The following is an 18,052-nucleotide window of genomic DNA, read 5'->3' as shown; positions in this document are numbered from 1 at the left end:
AATGGTCAACAGAGGAGAGCCGAATGGTGCGCTTGCTTGCGAATGGCGTCTGTCTCGCTGCCTTGATGGTGGCCGCTCAAACCGTTCAGGCGGCCGAGGCGGAGGAATGTAAGGTGGTGCGAATGGCCGAGCCCGGCTGGAACGATCTCGCCTTCACGACGGGCGTGGCCAAGGTCCTGCTCCAGGTGCTCGGCTATGAGCCGCAGAGCGACGTGCTTGGCATCAACGTCATCTACGAAGGCATGAAGAACAAAGACCTCGACCTGTTCCTCGGCTACTGGGATCCGGCGATGGTCACTTATTACGAGCCTTACAGGAAGGACGGCTCGATCGAGAATGTGCGGGTCAATCTGGTCGGCGCCAAATACACCTTCGCCGTGCCGACCTATGTCTGGGAAGCCGGCGTCAAGGATCTCTCCGACCTGCACAAATTCGCCGACAAGTTCGGGAAGAAGATGTACGGCATCGAGCCCGGCTCGAACCAGCTGATGATGGATGCTATCGCCGATCCTCAGTTCCAGCTCGACGGCTGGCAGGTGGTCGAATCGAGCGAAGCCGGCATGCTCTCGGAGGTCGGCTACCAGATCAAGGAGAAGCAGTTCATCGTCTTCCAGGGCTGGGCGCCCCATCCGATGAACACGATGTATGACTTCAAGTATCTGACCGGCGGCGACAAGTTCTTCGGCCCGAATTTCGGCGCCGCGACGGTGACGACCCAGGTGCGCAAGGGATTCCTGCAGAAGTGCCCGAACGTGGCGCAGTTCCTGAAGAACCTTGCCTTCGACATCGATCTGGAAAATGTCGGCATGGGCTACCTCATCAATGACGGCATGAAGCCGGAGGAAGCGGCGCTTAAATCGATCACGCTCAACAAGGATCGTGTCGACGCCTGGCTTGCCGGCGTCACCACCTTCGACGGCAAGCCCGGCCTCGCCGCGGTCAAGGAAAAGCTTGGACTGTGAGGCCCGCGGCATTGGATCTGTCGGGACAGGGGGGCGAGCAGGACGCCTGGGCCGGCCGCAAGCGATTCGTCGATGTCGGTGGCCTCGACCTCGCCTATGTCGAGGTCGCCGGCTCGGAACCGCCGCTCGTCCTGGTGCACGGCTTCACCGACACCAGCCGCAGTTTCTCGTTGCTGGCGCCGCATCTTTCCGCGCGGCGGCTGGTCATGCCGGACCTGCGCGGCCATGGCGCCTCGCAGGCGGGCAGGGGCTTTGGCATCGCCGATTTCGCCGACGATGTCGCCGGGCTGATCCGCAACCTGCGGCTCGCCCGGCCGGTCGTTCTCGGCCATTCGCTGGGTGGCATGGTCGCCATGCAGGTGGCCGCGCGGCATCCGGAACTGGTCGGCGGGCTGGTCATCCTGGCCGGGGCGCTGAAGGCAGATTTCGCGCCGGACCATCCGTTGGTTGCCGGCGTGGCGGAACTGCGCGACCCGATCTCGCCGACCGATCCGTTCTACGATTGGTGGCACGCCTGCGGGTCCGGCGTGCCGCGGGCCCTTCTTGCCGGCCTGGCGGCGGACGCTTCGGCGATGCCGGCGGCGCGCTGGCGCGCCATTCTCGAAGAAATCCGCCGGACGGATCTGACCGCGGCGGCGCGGGCCGTGCGGGTCCGGACGTTGATCATTGCCGGCGCCTGCGATCCGCTCTTCGGCGAAGCGCACCAGGAGGCTTTGGCCGAGGCGCTTGCCGGATCGCGTCTCGTCTGGGCGCAGGACTGCGGCCACAATCCGCACTGGGAAGACCCGGCCTTCGTCGCCAAGGCAATAGCCGACGTGCTGCCAGCCGAGTGACTACCGCAACAGCGATCGGGCCGTCGGCGTGAGGCGCAACATCTCTGCCGGCTTCGTCGAAGCAGCCTGCATGGTTTGGCGAACCGCCTGCCATGCCGGAGAAGCGGTAAGGCCGGACCGATAGTTCGCATGGGCGTCGCCATCGTCGAAACCGATGACTGCGATGAAGACATTTTCGCCGGCTCGCACCGGCAGCCGCGAAAAAGTGTTTTCGGCATGCTCGCTGACGAAGGCGCCGAGCAGCCGGCCCCCGCTGGCCGTCAGTTGCGGAACCATTTCCGCCCGGAAACGCTCGGCAAAGCCGGTTTCCATGCCGTGGCGCAAATGATGAATCGAAATCTCAACAATACCGTCTAAGTGAGGCTCCGCACTTTTGTTTTCGCCTTCGCTCACGGTCGACCGCTCGCGCCTCGACAGGTCGAAGCCGGCGTCCGGCCACGCGGGCTTCAGCAACAGCACGTCGTCGGAATCGATCATCGTCGCATTGGCGGCGTTGCGATGCTCGGCCCACACCGGGCCGTCATAGAAAGCGGTGAGCGCTTTCCTCCTGGCCTCCATGTCGGCGAAGCCGCGCAGCCAGACGAACATGTCGGGACGGTCGAGGTCGCGGAACTGGCCGATGATGGTCATGCCCGCGGCTTCCTGGCTCTCGATGAACTCCCGGTCGAACAGCGCGATAAGCGTTTCGCGCTGGCCGGGTTTCAATGTGTATTGCCTGAGCTCCACGATCGGCGACGCAAGGCGGGAGGGTCTGTTCATGGCTAGACTCTCGAAAACAGGGTGTTCATCCTGTTTATAAACAGACCGGTTGTCCTGTTTTGTCAATATGCTACGTTCTTCCCCTTCTCTCCCACGGGGAAAGGTGGAGGTGGCGATGCGCAAGAAGCGCACCAACGATCCGCAGGGCATGCGGCGGCGCGTGCTCGACGTGGCGGAAGATTGCTTCCAGGCGCGCGGCTATCACGCCTCGAGCCTCGGCGACCTGATGGCGGCGGCCGGCGTCACCGGCGGCGCGCTGCACCATCATTTCCCGACCAAGAAGGCGCTGGCGCTGGCGGTGATCGAGGAGCGGGTGGCGGCCGCGGTTCAGGAGACCTGGATCGAGCCGGTGCGGGCGGCGCCTTCGGCGCGCAAGGGCGTGCGCGCGGTGTTCGCGTCGGTGGCTGCCGCGCTCGAGCAGCAGGGCTATGTGCGCGGCTGCCCGCTCAACAATCTCGCGCATGAGCTGTCGCTCGCCGATCCCGATTTCCGGATTGCGTTGGCCGATATCTTCGCCGGCTGGCGGCGGGCGATCGCCGACAAGGTGCGCGCCGATCAGGAGGCCGGCGGGGAAGGTGGGACCGATCCCGACCGCTTTGCCGCGCTGACGGTGGCGGCTTACTCCGGCGCCATGTCGATGGCCAAGACCGCACAGGATGCCGGTGTGTTGCGGCAGTGCCTGGAGGGTTTGGAGCGGGTCGAGCCCCCGCCATCACAGAACGGTTCGCCCGCCAGACGACCCCGCAGGGTGGTGCGGCAGCAGGCAATCCGCTGATGCCGGTATGAGGATCATCTTAAGTCCCTGACTGAAAGGCAGCCTTCACTCCCTCAGCGGCTTGATCGTCTCGAACCCCACTTCGCTCTGCGCGCTCGTCCCCTCGTCGTAGCGCCGCGCCAGCACCGCTTGCAGGTCGGGCGAATAGAGCGCGGTGAAGCTGTCGATCACCGCGCCGGAATCGCCGGTCAGCGTCTCTTTCACCGTCAGCACCGTGTATTTGCAGTCGCCCAGCTTGTAGGTGTCCTTGCCCTTGACGCTTAAAGCCAGTGTTTCGGTGCCCTTCGGCGCCTTCTTCGCCGAAAGCCGCACGAACTCGGTCTTGCTCTTGGCACCGGCCTTCAGCGGGAAGAGCTTTTTGAGGTCGCCGAGCGGGATCATTGACAGCCGGCCCGTGTCGCTATCGCGGAAAATCTCGATCAGCCCGGCGTAGAGATATTGCGTCTGCGGCGATTGCGACTGGTAGTTGTTGGCGACCGCGACCATGCCGCCCGGCGCCGGCCGGAACTCGCTGCGGATGCCGGGCTTCTCCAGCACGAAGCCGGCCTTGGCGGATTTGGCGTCCACGCAGTCGGCCGCCTCGGCGGTGCCGGTGAGGGCAAGCATGGAGAGGGCCACACAGGTCGTCACGGGTTTCATGCCTTCTCCCCTGGAAATGTGTTCTGGAAGGAATGACAGACCCTCTCTGCGCTGTCGACCCAAAGTGCCCTTCACGAATTCAACCAATGCTTGAAAAGAGCCGCCAATCTGGACGATCCGGCGCTGAAAATGTTCCAATGGCGCGATGATCAATCGCTTATCCTCAGCATTCTTGTCCCGGCGCGATTTCCTGGCCCGGGTGGCCGGCCTTGCCGCGACCTGCGCCCTGCCGGACACCACTTTCGCCCAGACCGGCCAGCCTATCCAGCCGATTGACGCCACCTTCCTGTTCATCGCCGATATCCATGCCTGCCGCATGGCGACCGGGCTCAGCCCGCATTGCGAGCAGGAGGGCAAGACCGACGCGGCATTGCTGCGCAATGTGGCCGTGCTCAACGCAATCGACGACAAAGAGTGGCCGGCCGAGATCAGCGGCGCTGCCACCGGCCTGCGCTCGGCCGGCACACGCATCGCCACGCCGCTCGGCCTCGTCACCGGGGGCGACATCACCGATGACGGCGGCGGCCAGATCACTGAGCCGAGCGAAGGCACGCAGCTTCTGCAGTTCAGCCAGCGCTACCAGCAAGGCATCGGCCCCGATCGCGTGCATGTCCCGGTCTATGTCGGGCTCGGCAATCACGATCTCGACCAGAATGGGCCGACGCGCCATGTCGACTGGTACCGTCGCGAGATGCGCGACTATGTCGAGGTCAACCATCGCCCCGGCGTTTTCTTCAAGCCGCCGGTGCCGGCGACCAATTACGATGTCGACACCGATTGCTATTCCTGGGATTGGGGCGGCCTGCACCTCGTCCAGACGCATCGCTTCGCCGGCGACACCGGCCATGACGCGATAGGCAGCCTGCCATGGCTGAAACAGGATCTGGCGACCTATGCCGGCGACGGCCGTCCGGTGATTCTCTTCCAGCACTATGGTTGGGACACCTTCTCGGTCGAGCGCTGGGATCCAGTGAAGCGCACCTATGGCGAAGGCGGCGCCGGCCGCCCGCACTGGTGGGGCGACGCCGACCGCCAGGCGCTTCTCGCCACGCTGAAGGGTTATAATGTGATCGCCATTTTTCACGGCCATCAGCACGCAGTGCCGATGATCTACCGGCGCGACGGGCTCGACCTCGTCAAGCCGAAGGCGGCCTTCATGGGCGGCTTTGCGCTGGCGCGGGTGACCGATGACCACATGGACGTCGTCCTGGCTGAGGCGGCCGGCGACCATGGCGAGGTCGTTTTCACCAACGCCTTCACCAAAAGCTGGGCCACCTGAAGGGAGAAAGCACGCCGGGTAGAGTTGTCCAGGCCGGTTGTTCGAGCTGTTCTGCGGTGTTGACGCCGTCGGCGCTCAAAGACGAACAGGCCGGCGCGCGGGTCGGCCATTGCCTCGCGGCGTATGGAGTCAGAGCGCCTTGCGAGCCTTGTCCTTCACGTCGCCATAGGCCTTGCGCACCCTGCCGGCGATTCTTTCGGACATGCCTTCCACCTGCAAGCGCCGGCTGCCGGTGGCCTTGCCGGCCGCCTGCTTCAGCCTGCCTTTTACCTGCTTGGCGATGCCGGCAACTTGATGCCTGTTCACCATATCCGCATCTCCTGGGCCTGGAATAGGAGCGGGATGCGCCAACCGCATCCGCCACGACAACGAACGGGCAATGTTTGAGTTCCGTGCGGCCTGCCGCATCACGCCGCTGTCGGCATGACGGACAGCCCGTGCCGGGCGTTCGAGATCTGACCGCGGGGCCTGCTGGTCACATCGCTTTTTTGAGCATGGCTTTCATGTCGCCACAGGCCTTCTGCACCTGGCCTGCCGACTTGTCCGCCATGCCCCTGATTTCCATCGGCCGGTTGCCGGCGGCCTTGCCTATGGCTTGCCGGATCGAACCTTTGATCTGCTTCGCCAAGCCCACTATTTGGTCCATGTTCACCATCCCCGCATCTCCCGGAGATCCAATTCGCGAGGAGAAACGGGCCGGAGTGCTTCGCGGTTCCGTTGCGCCAAAGCACACCGGTCGAGGATAATTGACCGGCGACCGAATTCGGCATAATATGTAACCAAATGGATACGCATTATGCCGCAGGCTGAGCACGACCGTTCCGTCTTCCGCGCCATCGCCGATCCGACGCGGCGCGCCATCCTCGACCGGCTGCGGCAGGGCCCCGCGCCGGTGAACGAACTGGCGTCCGCCTTCTCGCAGAGTCGGCCGGCCATTTCCAAGCATCTGAGGATACTGCGCGAGCTCAACGTCGTTTCCGAGCAGCGGCAGGGCCGCGAGCGAGTCTACCGGCTGGAGCCGGCGGAATTGAAGGATGTCGCCGACTGGATCCTGCCTTACCGAGACTTCTGGCAGCACAGCCTCGGCAATCTCAAATCCTACCTGGAGAATGAATGATGGCCATCCAAGACAAGCCGCGCGCGATCGCCGACATTTCCGCCGGTACCATCCTTGCCACGGTGACGATCGCCGTGCCGCCGGAGCGCGTCTTCCGCGCTATTACCGCTGAGGACCAGATCCCGCTCTGGTGGGGCGCCGACAACATGTACCGGACGACGAAGCACACGGCCGATGTCCGGCCGGGCGGCGCCTGGCGCTCGGAAGGCAAGGGCGCGGACGGGCAGGACTTCCATGTCGCCGGCGAGTATCTCGAGGTCGAGCCGCCGCATCGTCTGGTGATGACCTGGAAGGCGCCCTGGGACGGCGATAACCTCACCACCGTCACCTATACGCTCGAAGCCGTCGAGAACGGCACCCGGCTGACGCTGCGCCATGACGGCTTCGGGTCGCGACGGGACTCCTGCCGCGATCACGGTTCCGGTTGGGAGCGCGTGCTGGGCTGGTTGGACGAATTCCTTTCCAAGGAGACGGCTGCCAGGTCGCCTTCGGTCTTCCATTGCCGGCTGATTCCGCCGCGTCCGGATTTCGCCTTCACCCTGACGGAGGAGGAGAGGGCGCTGATGAATGCGCATGCCGACTATCTGCGCGGCCTGCTTCGTGAAGGCAGAATGATGATTGCCGGCCCAGTCGCCGATCCAGCCGGACCGTGGGGGCTTCTGATCCTGCAGGTCGGCACGGAAGGCGACGCCAGAGCGGTTACCGAAGGCGACCCGGTGGCGCGTTCCGGCCGCGGCTTCCGCTATGAAATCCTGCCGATGATGAGCACGATCATGTAAGGCGAATGGAAAACGCCTCTCGCGCTTTTTCAGGGCGCGGGAGGCGTCTTTTGTTATCAGCTTTTCTCGATACTCGTGAACTGCCGATAACAGGGACAAAACCGCCAGCCGGCAAAAGGGTTCCCGGCAAAACAAAATTTTTTGCTCGGCCGGATGCGACGCATTTCCCGCTCCGTGCTAAAGGCACTTGCCAGCATGAGGATAGCCTTGCCGCACGACCGACCCTGCCCGACCCTGCTTGACGCATCAGCCGCCTTCGACTGCCAGAGCTGCGGCGCCTGCTGCGCCTATTCGGCGGACTGGCCGCGCTTTTCGACCGAAGAGGATGCCGAGCTCGACCGCATCCCCGACGAGCTGGTCGCGACCGACCTGTCAGGCATGCGCTGCGAGGACGGCCGCTGCGCCGCGCTTCGCGGCGAGGTGGGCAAGCAGACGGCCTGCGCGATTTACGAAGCCCGCCCGCATGTCTGCCGCGCCTGCATGCCCGGCGGCGACGACTGCCTGATGGCAAGGGCCGCCCATGGGCTGGCGGTGGAGAGCGTGATCTCCCCCCTCGAGGGGGAGATGGCCGCGAAGCGGTCAGAGGGGGTCGTCTCACATAAATCGCCAACGTGATCGCGTCGCGGAAAAGGCCGCGCTCTACACGAGGCGAGCCCCCTCTGTCGCCTTCGGCGACATCTCCTCGCGAGGGGACCACAAGGGGGAGATTACTTTCTTCCCCGCTTGCCCACGCTCGGACCTCCCGATACCTTCCGCGCCGTGCAGGCCATGGAGGAAACCGTGAGCATCGAATTCCTGTTGACGTCGCTGATTATCGTCGCTTCGCCCGGCACTGGCGTTCTCTACACGCTGAGCGCCGGCCTCTCGCGCGGCGCTCGCGCCGCGATCATCGCCGCTTTCGGCTGCACGCTGGGCATCATCCCGCACATGGCGGCGGCCATCACCGGCCTTGCGGCGGTGCTGCACACAAGCGCCGTCGCCTTCGAGACTCTGAAATATCTGGGCGTCGCCTATCTGCTCTACATGGCCTGGAACACGCTGAAGGAGAAGGGCGGCCTTGCTCTCGATCAGAACGCCGCGCCACGCTCTGTCCGAAAGGTGATCACCTCCGGCATCCTGGTCAACATCTTGAACCCAAAACTGTCAATCTTCTTCTTCGCCTTCCTGCCGCAATTCCTCAGCACCACGGAGCCGCACGCTTTCGCCAGGATGCTGGAACTGTCCGGCGTCTTCATGCTGATGACCTTCCTTGTCTTCGTCGTCTACGGCGTGTTCGCGGCTTCGGTGCGCAGCCATGTCGTGTCGCGGCCGATGGTGCTGACCTGGATGCGCCGCACTTTCGCCGGCGCCTTCGTCATGCTGGGAGCCAAGCTGGCGCTGGCGGATCGGTAAGCGAACCGTGATATAGCCCATCGCCTCGACTATCGCCCGTCCGCGACGCGGATCAGGTTGACGCAGGGATGGCCGAGCGCTGGCGCTGGCGCTGCTGATCTCCCTCCTTGAGGGGGAGATGTCGCCGAAGGCGACAGAGGGGGGCGCCGCGCGTTGGAGCGCCAGCGCCTCTCGTTGCAAGGGAATCGTCGCCGGAGCCTTATGCGCGGGCCCCCCTCTGCCCTGCGGGCATCTCCCCCTCAAGAGGGGAGATCGGCTGTTGCGCAGGCCTTCGCCAATCGCAACAGTATAGAAGCCCGCCTTTGGACCGGCTGCCCGCATGCCAACAAAAAGGGCGACATGTCTGCCGCCCTTTCCATATTCGCTATGGGACCGGACTTCTTAGAAATCCATGCCGCCACTCAAGCCCGCTTGCGTGCTTGAGCAATGTTAAATGATGGGCGTGCTTTATGGACTTCTTAGAAGTCCATGCCGCCCATGCCGCCCATGCCGCCGCCAGGCATACCGCCCGGCATACCGCCGGCGGCTTCCTTCTTCGGAGCCTCGGCGATCATGGCTTCGGTGGTGACCAGCAGGCCGGCGACCGAGGCCGCGTCCTGGAGAGCGGTGCGAACGACCTTGACCGGGTCGACGATGCCCATGCCAATCATGTCGCCATACTCGCCGGTCTGGGCGTTGAAGCCGTAGGTCGCAGCCTTGTTCTCGAGGATCTTGCCGGCAACGATCGAAGCCTCGGCACCGGCGTTGGCCGCGATCTGGCGGGCCGGAGCCTGCAGCGCGCGACGAACGATGGCGATGCCCGCGGCCTGGTCAGCGTTGACGCCGGTCGCCTTGACGGCGTGCGAAGCGCGCAGCAGCGCGACGCCGCCGCCGGGGACGATGCCTTCTTCAACGGCCGCGCGGGTCGCGTTCAGAGCGTCGTCAACGCGGTCCTTCTTTTCCTTGACCTCGACCTCGGTCGCGCCGCCGACGCGGATCACCGCGACGCCGCCCGCGAGCTTGGCCAGACGCTCCTGCAGCTTCTCCTTGTCGTAGTCCGAGGTGGTCTCCTCGATCTGCTGCTTGATCTGGGCAACGCGGCCCTGGATCTCGGCCTTCTTGCCGGCGCCGTCGACGATGGTGGTGTTCTCCTTGGAGATCGACACCTTCTTGGCGCGGCCGAGCATGTTGAGGCCGACATTCTCGAGCTTGATGCCGAGGTCTTCCGAGATGACCTGGCCACCGGTCAGGATGGCGATGTCTTCCAGCATGGCCTTGCGGCGGTCGCCGAAGCCCGGAGCCTTGACGGCGGCGATCTTCAGGCCGCCGCGCAGCTTGTTGACGACCAGCGTGGCCAGAGCCTCGCCTTCGACGTCTTCCGAGATGATGAGCAGCGGCTTCGAGGTCTGAACGACGGCTTCCAGGACCGGCAGCATGGCCTGCAGGTTGGAGAGCTTCTTCTCGTGCAGCAGGATGTAGGCGTCTTCCAGATCGGCGACCATCTTGTCGGCGTTGGTGACGAAGTAGGGCGAGAGATAGCCGCGGTCGAACTGCATGCCTTCGACGACTTCCAGCTCGGTCTCGGCGGTCTTGGCTTCCTCGACGGTGATGACGCCTTCGTTGCCGACCTTCTGCATCGCTTCCGCGATCATCTTGCCGACCGACTCGTCGCCATTGGCCGAGATCGTGCCGACCTGGGCGACTTCCTCGGAGGTCTTGATCTTCTTGGCAGCCTTGCCGAGAGCGGTAACGACTTCGGTGACGGCGAGGTCGATGCCGCGCTTCAGATCCATCGGGTTCATGCCGGCGGCAACGGCCTTGTTGCCTTCCTGGACGATGGCCTGGGCGAGAACGGTCGCGGTGGTCGTGCCGTCGCCGGCGATGTCGTTGGTCTTCGAGGCGACCTCACGCACCATCTGCGCGCCCATGTTCTCGAACTTGTCCTCGAGCTCGATCTCCTTGGCGACGGTGACGCCGTCCTTGGTGATGCGCGGGGCGCCGAACGACTTGTCGATGACGACGTTGCGGCCCTTCGGACCGAGGGTGACCTTCACCGCGTCGGCGAGGATGTTGACGCCGCGCAGCATGCGCTCGCGGGCATCACGGGAAAACTTTACGTCTTTTGCAGCCATTGTAAGCTCCTGGCAGGGGTTCGGGTCGAACCCGCAGATTCAAGATTCAGTTGACGGTGAGGCCGATGATCAGCCGATGATGCCCATGATGTCGGATTCCTTCATGATCAGAAGGTCCTCGCCATTGAGCTTGACTTCAGTGCCCGACCACTTGCCGAACAGCACACGGTCGCCGGCCTTGACGTCCAGCGGCACGAGCTTGCCGGCTTCGTCGCGAGCGCCGGAGCCGACGGCGATGATCTCGCCTTCCTGCGGCTTCTCCTTCGCCGTATCCGGGATGATAATCCCGCCGGCGGTCTTGGATTCGGATTCGACCCGGCGAACGACCACGCGGTCATGAAGCGGGCGGAACTTGGACTTTGCCATGTTGTCTTCCTCGAATGAGAACGGTGAGAACTGTTCCTCCATCCGGCGAGGCCGGATATAAGTTAGCACTCACCTAAGGCGAGTGCTAACGTGGCGCTGAGATAGGCTGATGGCATGCGAGAGTCAAGGCGCGCGGGGAGGGGCAATGGCGCAAAATTTTTTCCATGTACCGACGTGGTTCTGAAACACAGTGGTTGCCCCACGACTACTTGGCAGAAATTGCTCGTGAGTTCGATGGGACGGCCGGGCATCGGCTGCTTAATATCCAAGCCGCAAGCCGATCTCCTGAGTTTCAAGATCGACGAGCAAGCTGTTTCTTTCAAAATACCGGATACCGACGATATTATGTTCAAGGCCAGGGACAATTTCCACCTCAGGCTTGTAGGTGGTTGTAAAATTCCAATCGTCCTGGCCTTCGGTTTTCACCACCACCTTGGTGCCGACATTCAATGATGCATACGGTTTGGATGTATCGGTTGGGACCATTATGGTTGAGTTGCCGGTGTCGTACAGCGTCGGCCGACAAGCCGGCTCAGAGCCCCATGAGAGACAGGAGTCCAGAGTGGGGAAATTGTATCGCGGGCTGGCCTGTTTCCATTTTTGTATCTTGAAATTCTTCTTCACGTCATCTGGGATGCCGACGTGGAGGGCTTCTACCTGTGGGCAGTTGCCGGCCTCATTTGTGCAGGCTTTCCACTTACTGCCGATCGCAGAAAGGTAGTAACCTCTATGCAGGCCGGGTCCCACGCTCACTGCGTCCATTGGCGATTTGATCATCTGATGTGGCCCGTCGCCCCCAATGGGCGAGATGCCAAAGATGCCTTTTGGCCAAAGCGGGCCGCCGACAACTTCACCTGTGTCGCGCCTGACTTTCTTGTAGCGGATTAGGAACGATATTCGCCTGTCCGTGGAGGCCAGCGCGCTTGACGAACCAAAAGTCACACGCGCCGAAGCGATATTTCCATACTCATCGTAGGTGCCATAGTGCATGACCACTTTTTGGGTCGTGACAATTATACCGTCCAATTCCAGGGTTTTCGCAACCTTGATACCGTTCTCGGAGCATAATCCGGCGGGGAGCGTCGAACGACAATCGATCGTCATTCCGCTTGAGCCGGTATCCAGCAAAAGAGGCTGATTGATTTTCCGGTTTCCGAGAGAGAGAATTCTCACATAGAGCATACGAATATTTTTAGGGTTCCCCGGATACTCAAGTTTTATCAAGGGAATGGTTGCGGGAGTGCCATCGGCTCCGGCAGGAGAGGACGGATAGAGGAGTGCGCACAACAGGATCGACAGCAATGCCGCAAGTATCTTCATGCCCGAGCCCATCTTTTTGGCCGATAGATTTCGACGTGGCGAAGATGAATTATTGCAGGGCGCTTTGCAATTTTTGCGTCACAGCTCTGCCTGTAGATTTCAGCGGTTAGGTGGCCCCAGCACCAGCAGCGGACACCGCTCGGCGAGCCCGTAGCTTCCGGTCGAGGCCAATCGGACGGCTTTGAAGAAGACCTCGGCTTCCTCGATCAAGACGGCCGCCGGCGCAAAACTATAGACGGCGGACGAGTTCCGGTAGACGTCTATGGTTCCGATGACCGGTAGTTCCCATCCGGTTCGGGCCGACAGCTCCTCGCGGTCGGGAAACACCCTTTCGAAGTGTTCGAGGATGGCTTTGACCGGGATCGTGTAATCCGGCGCGTCGCCGATCGCGGTCATGGCCACGCGCCATTTGAGCTCATGGAAAGTCGAGACGCCGCCGCTTAGTGCCAGAGCGCGGACATCCTTCGGGTCGTCCGGCGTTGCGGGAGAGGCGTAAAGCCTGATGCCGGCGCGGCCGTCGGACTTGAGCGCGCGCGCGATCGACGCAAATAGGGTGCGCCTGAGGCCGGCGGCGCCGATGACCGAGAGACATCCGTCGCCGATCAGCGCCTCGACGCTTGCATCGGCGAACGGCAGATCGAACCAGTCGCCCTGCACCGCCTTGCGCGTATCGGTGTCGCCCGGCCAGATGCCGGCAATCATGTCCGAAGACTCGTCGACCGCCGTCATCGTGGCGCCGAGCCCGGCGAGCTCGGGTGTCACGCCGAGCATCACGACATCCGACGGGGCAAGGCCGAGCTCGCGATCGTAGGTTTCGATAACCTCCGCCGGCGGCCGCAGGGGTGAGCCGAGCAACTGCCAATGTTTGCGAATTGCATTCCAATGCTCGGTCATGCAAACCCCAGCCCGGTAGCGCGTTGTATCCGATCGAATAGTGGACGACGCTTGATAGGCCAAGTGGGGAACAATGGCACGCATCGCCGTCATCACGCATGAGTTCGACCGCTTCCAAAGCCGGCGCGGGCTGCTATGGCGCCGGGACAGCCCGTACATGCTCTTCGATCTGCTGGAGGAACTGAAGCGCCGCGGCCATTCGGTGCAGGTCCTCAGCGGCACGTCGGCGAAGCCGGCCGCCGATATCGCGGTGCTGCATGTCGATGCGACCGTAACGTCGCCCGATTATGTCGAGTATGCCCGCGCCTTTCGCTTCTGCCTCAATCTCGGCGCCGCCGACATTTCCAAGCGCCGCATCAGCGGAGCCGTCGTCGGCAAGGACGACGGCTGGAAGGGGCAGGTTATCGTCAAGAGCAGCCTCAACCATCGGGGAACGCCGGAACAGCAACTGAATCGGCGCGCGCGGCGCGCCGGCAAGCCGATGCCGTTTCCCGGCGTCGAATCCTTCGACCAATACCAGATCCATGCCTCGCTCGCCGACGTTCCGGCCGAGCTGTTCGGACGCGAGGACCTCATTGTGGAAAAATTCATTCCCGAGCCTGAGCCGGATGGCTTTGCCGCCCGTTTCTGGCTGTTCTGCGGTGAGCGCGAGCGCTGTACACGCCATGTCTCGCCGCAGAGCCTGGTCAAGGGCGACGACACGATCCGTCGCCAGGCGGTTCCGGTGCCGGACGAGCTTCGCGCGCTAAGGCGCAAGCTGGGCTTCGACTACGGAAAGTTCGATTTCGTCATGCATGAGGGCAGGGCGGTGCTGCTCGATGCCAACAAAACGCCTGGACGCGCCCGCAATCTGTCGAGCTTCATCGCCGCCGGCAATGCCAATCTTGCCGACGGCTTCGAAGGGTTGATCCGCCAACACGCTTAGATATTCATGCCGCCCGAGACCTCGATGCGCTGGGCGTTGACCCAGCGATTGTCCTCCGACAGCAGCGAGGCGATCATCGGCCCGATATCGTCGGCGACGCCGGCGCGGCCGAGCGCCGTCATGCCAGCCACGACGCGGTTGATCTCGGCGTCGTCGCGCACATGGCCGCCGTTGAAGTCGGTGGCGATGGCGCCGGGCGCCACGGTGTTGGCGGTGATGCGGCGCTGGCTGAGCTCCTTGGCGAGGTAGCGCGTGAACACCTCGATGCCGCCCTTCATCATCGCATAGGCGGCCGAGCCCGGAACCGAGAAGCGCGCCAGCCCGCTCGACACGTTGACGATGCGGCCGCCATCGTTGATCAGCGGCAGCAGCGCCTGGGTTAGGAAGAACACGCCTTTGAGATGGATGTTCATCAGCGTGTCGAATTCCTCTTCCGTCGTCTCGGCGATCGGCTTGCGCAGGCCGGTCCCGGCATTGTTGACGAGATAATCGAAGCGGTCGCGCTGCCAGGTTCCCTGAAGCGTCTTTCTCAATGCCGCGACGAAAGCCGGGAAGGTGGTAACGGCGCCGGTGTCGAGCTCGAGCGCCGCGGCGCGGCCGCCTGCGGCCTCGATCTCGGCGATCGCCGCCTTCGCCTCGTCGGCGCGCGAGCGGTAGGTGAGGATGACGTCGACGCCCTTGCGGGCGAGGTTGAGCGCTGTGTTACGGCCGAGGCCGCGGCTGCCGCCGGTGATGAGGGCAATGGCGCGAGTGGTCAGGGTGAAAATCTCCGTCTTGGCGATGGTGATCCATATACTCGCGCGAATGACCGATATAATCTGGCATGGATTGCCAGCTCTATTCAAGATTTGCGAACAATCAGCGATGGACAGGTTCGACAGCATGCGGCTCTTCACCCGCGTCGTGGAACGGCGCAGCTTCACGGCGGCGGCTGCCGATCTCGGCCTGCCGCGCTCCAGCGCCACCGCCGCGATCAAGCAGTTGGAGGAGCGGTTGGGCGTGCAGTTGCTGCGTCGCACCACGCGCCACGTCACCACCACGCTCGACGGTGAAGCCTATTACCAGCGCTGCATCGGCATCCTCGCCGACATCGAGGATGCCGAGGGCGGCTTCGGCGCGCATGAGGTGCGTGGGCGCCTCAGCGTCGACGTCAACGGCCATATGGCGCGCACCTTCCTGCTGCCGGAACTGCCGGCGCTGCTCGCCCGATATCCGGGCCTGACCGTGCATATCGGCGAAGGCGACCGCCTCGTCGACCTCGTGCGTGAAGGCGTCGATTGCGTCATCCGGGCCGGCACGCTTCCCGACAGCGACATGATCGTGCGGCGTCTCGGCATCGCGCGCGAAATCACCGTGGCCAGCCCCGCCTATCTCGAACGGCACGGCGTGCCGCGCACGCCGGACGACTTGGCTGGGCACATGATGATCGGCTTCGTGTCGTCGCGCACGAGGCAGGTGATGCCGCTGGAATTCACCGTCGACGGCATGGTTCGCGAGATCGTCCTGCCGTCGCGGGTCACGGTCGCCAATTCGGACACGAGTGCTGCGCTGGTCCGGCTGGGCTTCGGGCTGTTCCAGGCGCCAAGGCTCCGATATGCGGACGACCTCGAGGCAGGCCGGCTGGTCGAAGTGCTTCCCGATTTTCCGCCGACGCCCACGCCGATCTCGGTGCTCTATCCGCCGAGCCGGCAGTTGTCGCCACGGGTCAGGGTGTTTGTCGATTGGCTGGTGGAGATCCTGGGGCCGAAGCTGGATGCGGGGTAAGTTGGCAATCGCGGAGGGGATCGTATCCAGCGGTCGTCATCCTAGGGCGGAGCAAGGAGCGAAGCGACGCGCGCAGACCCTAGGATCCATGCCGTGACGCTAAGGCGTTGCAAGGATTGCAGAATTCTCCGCCGTTGCGCTCTATGACGGAGTCGCCGCATGGATCCTCGGGTCAAGCCCGAGGACGACCACCGTTAGGCATGCCTACAAAAACAGCCGCAACTGCGCGTGGATGATCGACCGGTAATCCTCGATCGTGCGCCGGCCTTCCGCCTCGTCCTGCGTCAGCGCCAGCCGCACGACGCCGCCGGCGAGCTGAAAGATCAGGAACACCACGCGCCCGAACGCCTCGCGCTGCTTAGGCTTCAGCATCGGCGCCACACGGTCGCAGAACATCTTCGCCTGATGCCGCGTCTCGGCGATGTCGAGATGCTGCAGCGCCTTGTCGGCCTGGATCGCGTTCTGCAGATCCTGGATCGCCGGATCCGCCGCGACACGGCCGTAGTAATCGTCGAGCAGCCGATCGGCTGCAGCGGTCACGTCATCCACTCCCCGGATATCGGCGATGATCGCGCCGAAGCGAGCCCGGCTCTCCTCCGAGAAACCCTCGTAGAGCATCGCCAAGATCGCCGACTTGCTTGGAAAATAATGATAGACCGTGGCGATCGGCCCGCCCGCCAGCGCGCCGACTTCCTTCATCGTGACCGCGTCTATGCCCTTCTCGCCGATCAGCCGCATGGTCGTAGCGAGGATCGCGTCGATGCGCTCGCGGCTGCGCTCCTGCTTGGGCCTGCGTCTGGGTTCCGTCGCCGTTTGCCTAGTTTGCCTCATCTCGCGCGGGCAGTCGTTGATTCTCGGTTGACAGGAAACTGATCAAGTATCAGTTTCGTGAATGCTGACAACTTGTCAGCTTTTTCACCGGGCTGCAAGGGAGGGCGCCTCGTGACTGCAACCGATGCCGCGCATGCGGAAAATGGCGACTGGCTGGTCGGCAACCCGACCGGCCTGCAACTCGCCGCGGCGCTCTGGATCGGCTCGGTCGGCCTGCTCATCCTGGGCTTGCAGCCGGTGCTGCTCGGCGCGCTCTACAGCGAAGGTCATGTCACCGGTGACGAGCTGGCACTGGTCGCCACCGCCGAGATGATCGCGATCGCCATCGGCTCGGCGATCGTGGCGATGCTCCTCCCGGCGCGCAACATGCGCTGGAAGAGCGCCGCGCTTTTGGTGCTGCTGGCGCTCGCCAATTTCTGGACCGCCTATGCGATGAGTTCCAATGCGCTGATCGGGGCGCGCACGCTCGCCGGGCTTGCTGAGGGTGGCTTGGTCGCCGTGGCGACCGAATTGATCGCCCGCTCGCGCCGGGCCGAGCGCATCGGCGGCTATTTCGTCACGCTGCAGACCTTGGCGCAATGCGCGCTGGCGCTGCTGCTCGCGCTTTATGCGGTGCCTGCCGCGGGCGCGGCCGGCGGCTTCGTCGCGCTTGGCGTTGTCTGCCTGTTGTCGCTCGTCGTCGCGTGGATCGTGCCGGACGACTACGCCGACCTGCCGAAGGACGAGCATTTTGCCAATGTGCTCACCTTGCCGGCGATCACGGCGCTGCTGTCGATCTTCTGCTACTTCATGTTCTTCGGCGCCGTCTGGGCATTTCTGGAGCCGCTCGGCGCCGAGTTCGGCATAGACGGCCGCACCGTCGGCCTGATGGTCTCGGCAAGCCTCGCCGCGCAGGTCATGGGCGCCATGACCGCCACCGTCTTCGAAGCGCGCATCGACTACCGCTTCGCCATCACCGTCATCGGCGCCATCGCGACGATCAGCTCGGTGCTGCTCGCTTCCGGCCCTGGGCTTTTGGTCTTCTGGTCGGTGGCGATGGTGATGGGCTTCATCCTGCTCTTCATCGTGCCCTACCAGATCCGGCTGGCGATCACCGCCGACGAGACGCGCAACGCGGTACTGCTTGTGCCGGCGGCGCAGCTCTTCGGCCTCGCCATCGGCCCGGTGGCCGCCTCGCTGCTGATCGACGGCCAAAATTTCCGGCCGGTGCCGGAATTCGCCGCGGCAAGCGCGTTGGCCAGCGTGGCGCTGCTCGGCGTCTTCGTGTTGGTTGCGCGCCGCCGCGTTCCAGCCTGAGCGGGAGGTG

General features: G+C 63.7%; 21 protein-coding genes. 11 read left to right on the top strand and 10 right to left on the bottom strand.

The features are described from left to right. Positions 1-23 precede the first annotated feature (23 nt). Together choX and P9230_RS18625 are read left to right on the top strand one after the other, a co-directional pair. Entirely contained in the window at positions 24-962 is a 939-nt protein-coding gene (gene choX, locus P9230_RS18630; protein WP_278120354.1) for a choline ABC transporter substrate-binding protein, read from the top strand. Then, positions 959-1,795: an alpha/beta hydrolase gene (locus tag P9230_RS18625; RefSeq protein WP_278120352.1), complete on the top strand. Its 837-nt coding sequence runs from the start codon at positions 959-961 to the stop codon at positions 1,793-1,795. Before choX ends, P9230_RS18625 begins: the two co-directional genes overlap by 4 nt. Here P9230_RS18625 and P9230_RS18620 read toward each other — a convergent pair whose 3' ends face one another. Beyond that, positions 1,796-2,677: an NIPSNAP family protein gene (locus P9230_RS18620; RefSeq protein WP_347404002.1), complete on the bottom strand. Its 882-nt coding sequence runs from the start codon at positions 2,675-2,677 to the stop codon at positions 1,796-1,798. Between P9230_RS18620 and P9230_RS18615 the strand changes: the two genes are divergently transcribed. Continuing rightward, a complete protein-coding gene (locus P9230_RS18615) occupies positions 2,670-3,329 on the top strand; it encodes a TetR/AcrR family transcriptional regulator (RefSeq protein WP_278120350.1) in 660 nt (219 codons plus the stop codon). The two genes, P9230_RS18620 and P9230_RS18615, sit on opposite strands and share 8 nt — an antisense overlap. Positions 3,330-3,374: 45 nt before the next feature. On the opposite strand, the gene P9230_RS18610 is transcribed toward P9230_RS18615, so the two are convergent. Beyond that, positions 3,375-3,968 carry a hypothetical protein gene (locus tag P9230_RS18610; RefSeq protein WP_127241490.1) on the bottom strand — a complete coding sequence of 198 codons (594 nt, stop codon included), beginning with the start codon at positions 3,966-3,968 and terminating at the stop codon, positions 3,375-3,377. A 145-nt stretch (positions 3,969-4,113) separates the two neighbouring features. Between P9230_RS18610 and P9230_RS18605 the strand changes: the two genes are divergently transcribed. Next, positions 4,114-5,247, top strand: a complete 1,134-nt coding sequence (locus P9230_RS18605) for a metallophosphoesterase (RefSeq protein ID WP_278120348.1) — start codon at positions 4,114-4,116, stop codon at positions 5,245-5,247. 129 nt (positions 5,248-5,376) lie between these two features. On the opposite strand, the gene P9230_RS18600 is transcribed toward P9230_RS18605, so the two are convergent. Both P9230_RS18600 and P9230_RS18595 read right to left on the bottom strand, forming a co-directional pair. Further along, complete coding sequence (locus P9230_RS18600; RefSeq protein ID WP_095784086.1) at positions 5,377-5,556, bottom strand: CsbD family protein; 180 nt, start codon at positions 5,554-5,556, stop codon at positions 5,377-5,379. 166 nt (positions 5,557-5,722) lie between these two features. Beyond that, positions 5,723-5,902 (bottom strand): CsbD family protein, encoded by a 180-nt coding sequence (locus tag P9230_RS18595; RefSeq protein ID WP_095802556.1) that lies wholly within the window; start codon positions 5,900-5,902, stop codon positions 5,723-5,725. Between the two features lie 141 nt (positions 5,903-6,043). On the opposite strand from P9230_RS18595, the gene P9230_RS18590 reads away from it, so the two are divergent. The 4 genes from P9230_RS18590 (at position 6,044) to P9230_RS18575 (ending at position 8,535) form a co-directional block, all read left to right on the top strand. Then, positions 6,044-6,364, top strand: a complete 321-nt coding sequence (locus P9230_RS18590) for a metalloregulator ArsR/SmtB family transcription factor (protein ID WP_067001113.1) — start codon at positions 6,044-6,046, stop codon at positions 6,362-6,364. Beyond that, positions 6,361-7,143: an SRPBCC domain-containing protein gene (locus tag P9230_RS18585; RefSeq protein ID WP_278120345.1), complete on the top strand. Its 783-nt coding sequence runs from the start codon at positions 6,361-6,363 to the stop codon at positions 7,141-7,143. The genes P9230_RS18590 and P9230_RS18585 overlap by 4 nt, the downstream gene beginning before the upstream one ends. A 195-nt stretch (positions 7,144-7,338) precedes the next feature. Further along, positions 7,339-7,758: a YkgJ family cysteine cluster protein gene (locus tag P9230_RS18580; protein WP_082980649.1), complete on the top strand. Its 420-nt coding sequence runs from the start codon at positions 7,339-7,341 to the stop codon at positions 7,756-7,758. A 165-nt stretch (positions 7,759-7,923) separates the two neighbouring features. Beyond that, complete coding sequence (locus tag P9230_RS18575) at positions 7,924-8,535, top strand: LysE family translocator (protein WP_278120343.1); 612 nt, start codon at positions 7,924-7,926, stop codon at positions 8,533-8,535. A gap of 458 nt (positions 8,536-8,993) precedes the next feature. Here the strand turns inward: P9230_RS18575 and groL are convergent, their stop codons facing one another. The 4 genes from groL to P9230_RS18555 form a co-directional block, all read right to left on the bottom strand. Beyond that, positions 8,994-10,646, bottom strand: coding sequence for a chaperonin GroEL (groL, locus tag P9230_RS18570; RefSeq protein WP_067324836.1), 1,653 nt, complete (start codon positions 10,644-10,646; stop codon positions 8,994-8,996). A 69-nt stretch (positions 10,647-10,715) separates the two neighbouring features. Continuing rightward, positions 10,716-11,012, bottom strand: coding sequence for a co-chaperone GroES (groES, locus tag P9230_RS18565; RefSeq protein ID WP_095801333.1), 297 nt, complete (start codon positions 11,010-11,012; stop codon positions 10,716-10,718). Between the two features lie 258 nt (positions 11,013-11,270). Further along, positions 11,271-12,332: a hypothetical protein gene (locus P9230_RS18560; protein WP_278120341.1), complete on the bottom strand. Its 1,062-nt coding sequence runs from the start codon at positions 12,330-12,332 to the stop codon at positions 11,271-11,273. 99 nt (positions 12,333-12,431) lie between these two features. Beyond that, the gene (locus P9230_RS18555) at positions 12,432-13,226 is read right to left on the bottom strand and encodes a methyltransferase domain-containing protein (protein WP_127216891.1); all 795 of its coding nucleotides are present in this window, start codon (positions 13,224-13,226) and stop codon (positions 12,432-12,434) included. 73 nt (positions 13,227-13,299) lie between these two features. Here P9230_RS18555 and P9230_RS18550 point away from each other — a divergent pair, with 73 nt between their 5' ends. Further along, a complete protein-coding gene (locus P9230_RS18550; protein ID WP_278120339.1) occupies positions 13,300-14,151 on the top strand; it encodes a hypothetical protein in 852 nt (283 codons plus the stop codon). Here the strand turns inward: P9230_RS18550 and P9230_RS18545 are convergent. Continuing rightward, positions 14,148-14,909 carry an SDR family oxidoreductase gene (locus tag P9230_RS18545; RefSeq protein ID WP_095801140.1) on the bottom strand — a complete coding sequence of 254 codons (762 nt, stop codon included), beginning with the start codon at positions 14,907-14,909 and terminating at the stop codon, positions 14,148-14,150. The genes P9230_RS18550 and P9230_RS18545 overlap by 4 nt on opposite strands. Before the next feature lie 106 nt (positions 14,910-15,015). Between P9230_RS18545 and P9230_RS18540 the strand changes: the two genes are divergently transcribed. Next, entirely contained in the window at positions 15,016-15,915 is a 900-nt protein-coding gene (locus tag P9230_RS18540; RefSeq protein ID WP_067324844.1) for a LysR family transcriptional regulator, read from the top strand. A gap of 204 nt (positions 15,916-16,119) precedes the next feature. Here the strand turns inward: P9230_RS18540 and P9230_RS18535 are convergent, their stop codons facing one another. After that, positions 16,120-16,746 carry a TetR/AcrR family transcriptional regulator gene (locus P9230_RS18535; protein WP_278120337.1) on the bottom strand — a complete coding sequence of 209 codons (627 nt, stop codon included), beginning with the start codon at positions 16,744-16,746 and terminating at the stop codon, positions 16,120-16,122. Positions 16,747-16,857: 111 nt separating this feature from the next. Between P9230_RS18535 and P9230_RS18530 the strand changes: the two genes are divergently transcribed. Next, positions 16,858-18,042, top strand: coding sequence for an MFS transporter (locus P9230_RS18530; RefSeq protein WP_278111372.1), 1,185 nt, complete (start codon positions 16,858-16,860; stop codon positions 18,040-18,042). The last annotated feature ends 10 nt before the right edge of the window (positions 18,043-18,052 follow it).

The organism is Mesorhizobium sp. WSM4887, from assembly GCF_029625865.1.
Taxonomy (GTDB): Bacteria; Pseudomonadota; Alphaproteobacteria; order Rhizobiales; family Rhizobiaceae; genus Mesorhizobium.
Note: the sequence above shows the minus strand (reverse complement) of the source record. Positions and strands in the feature narration are given on the sequence as shown.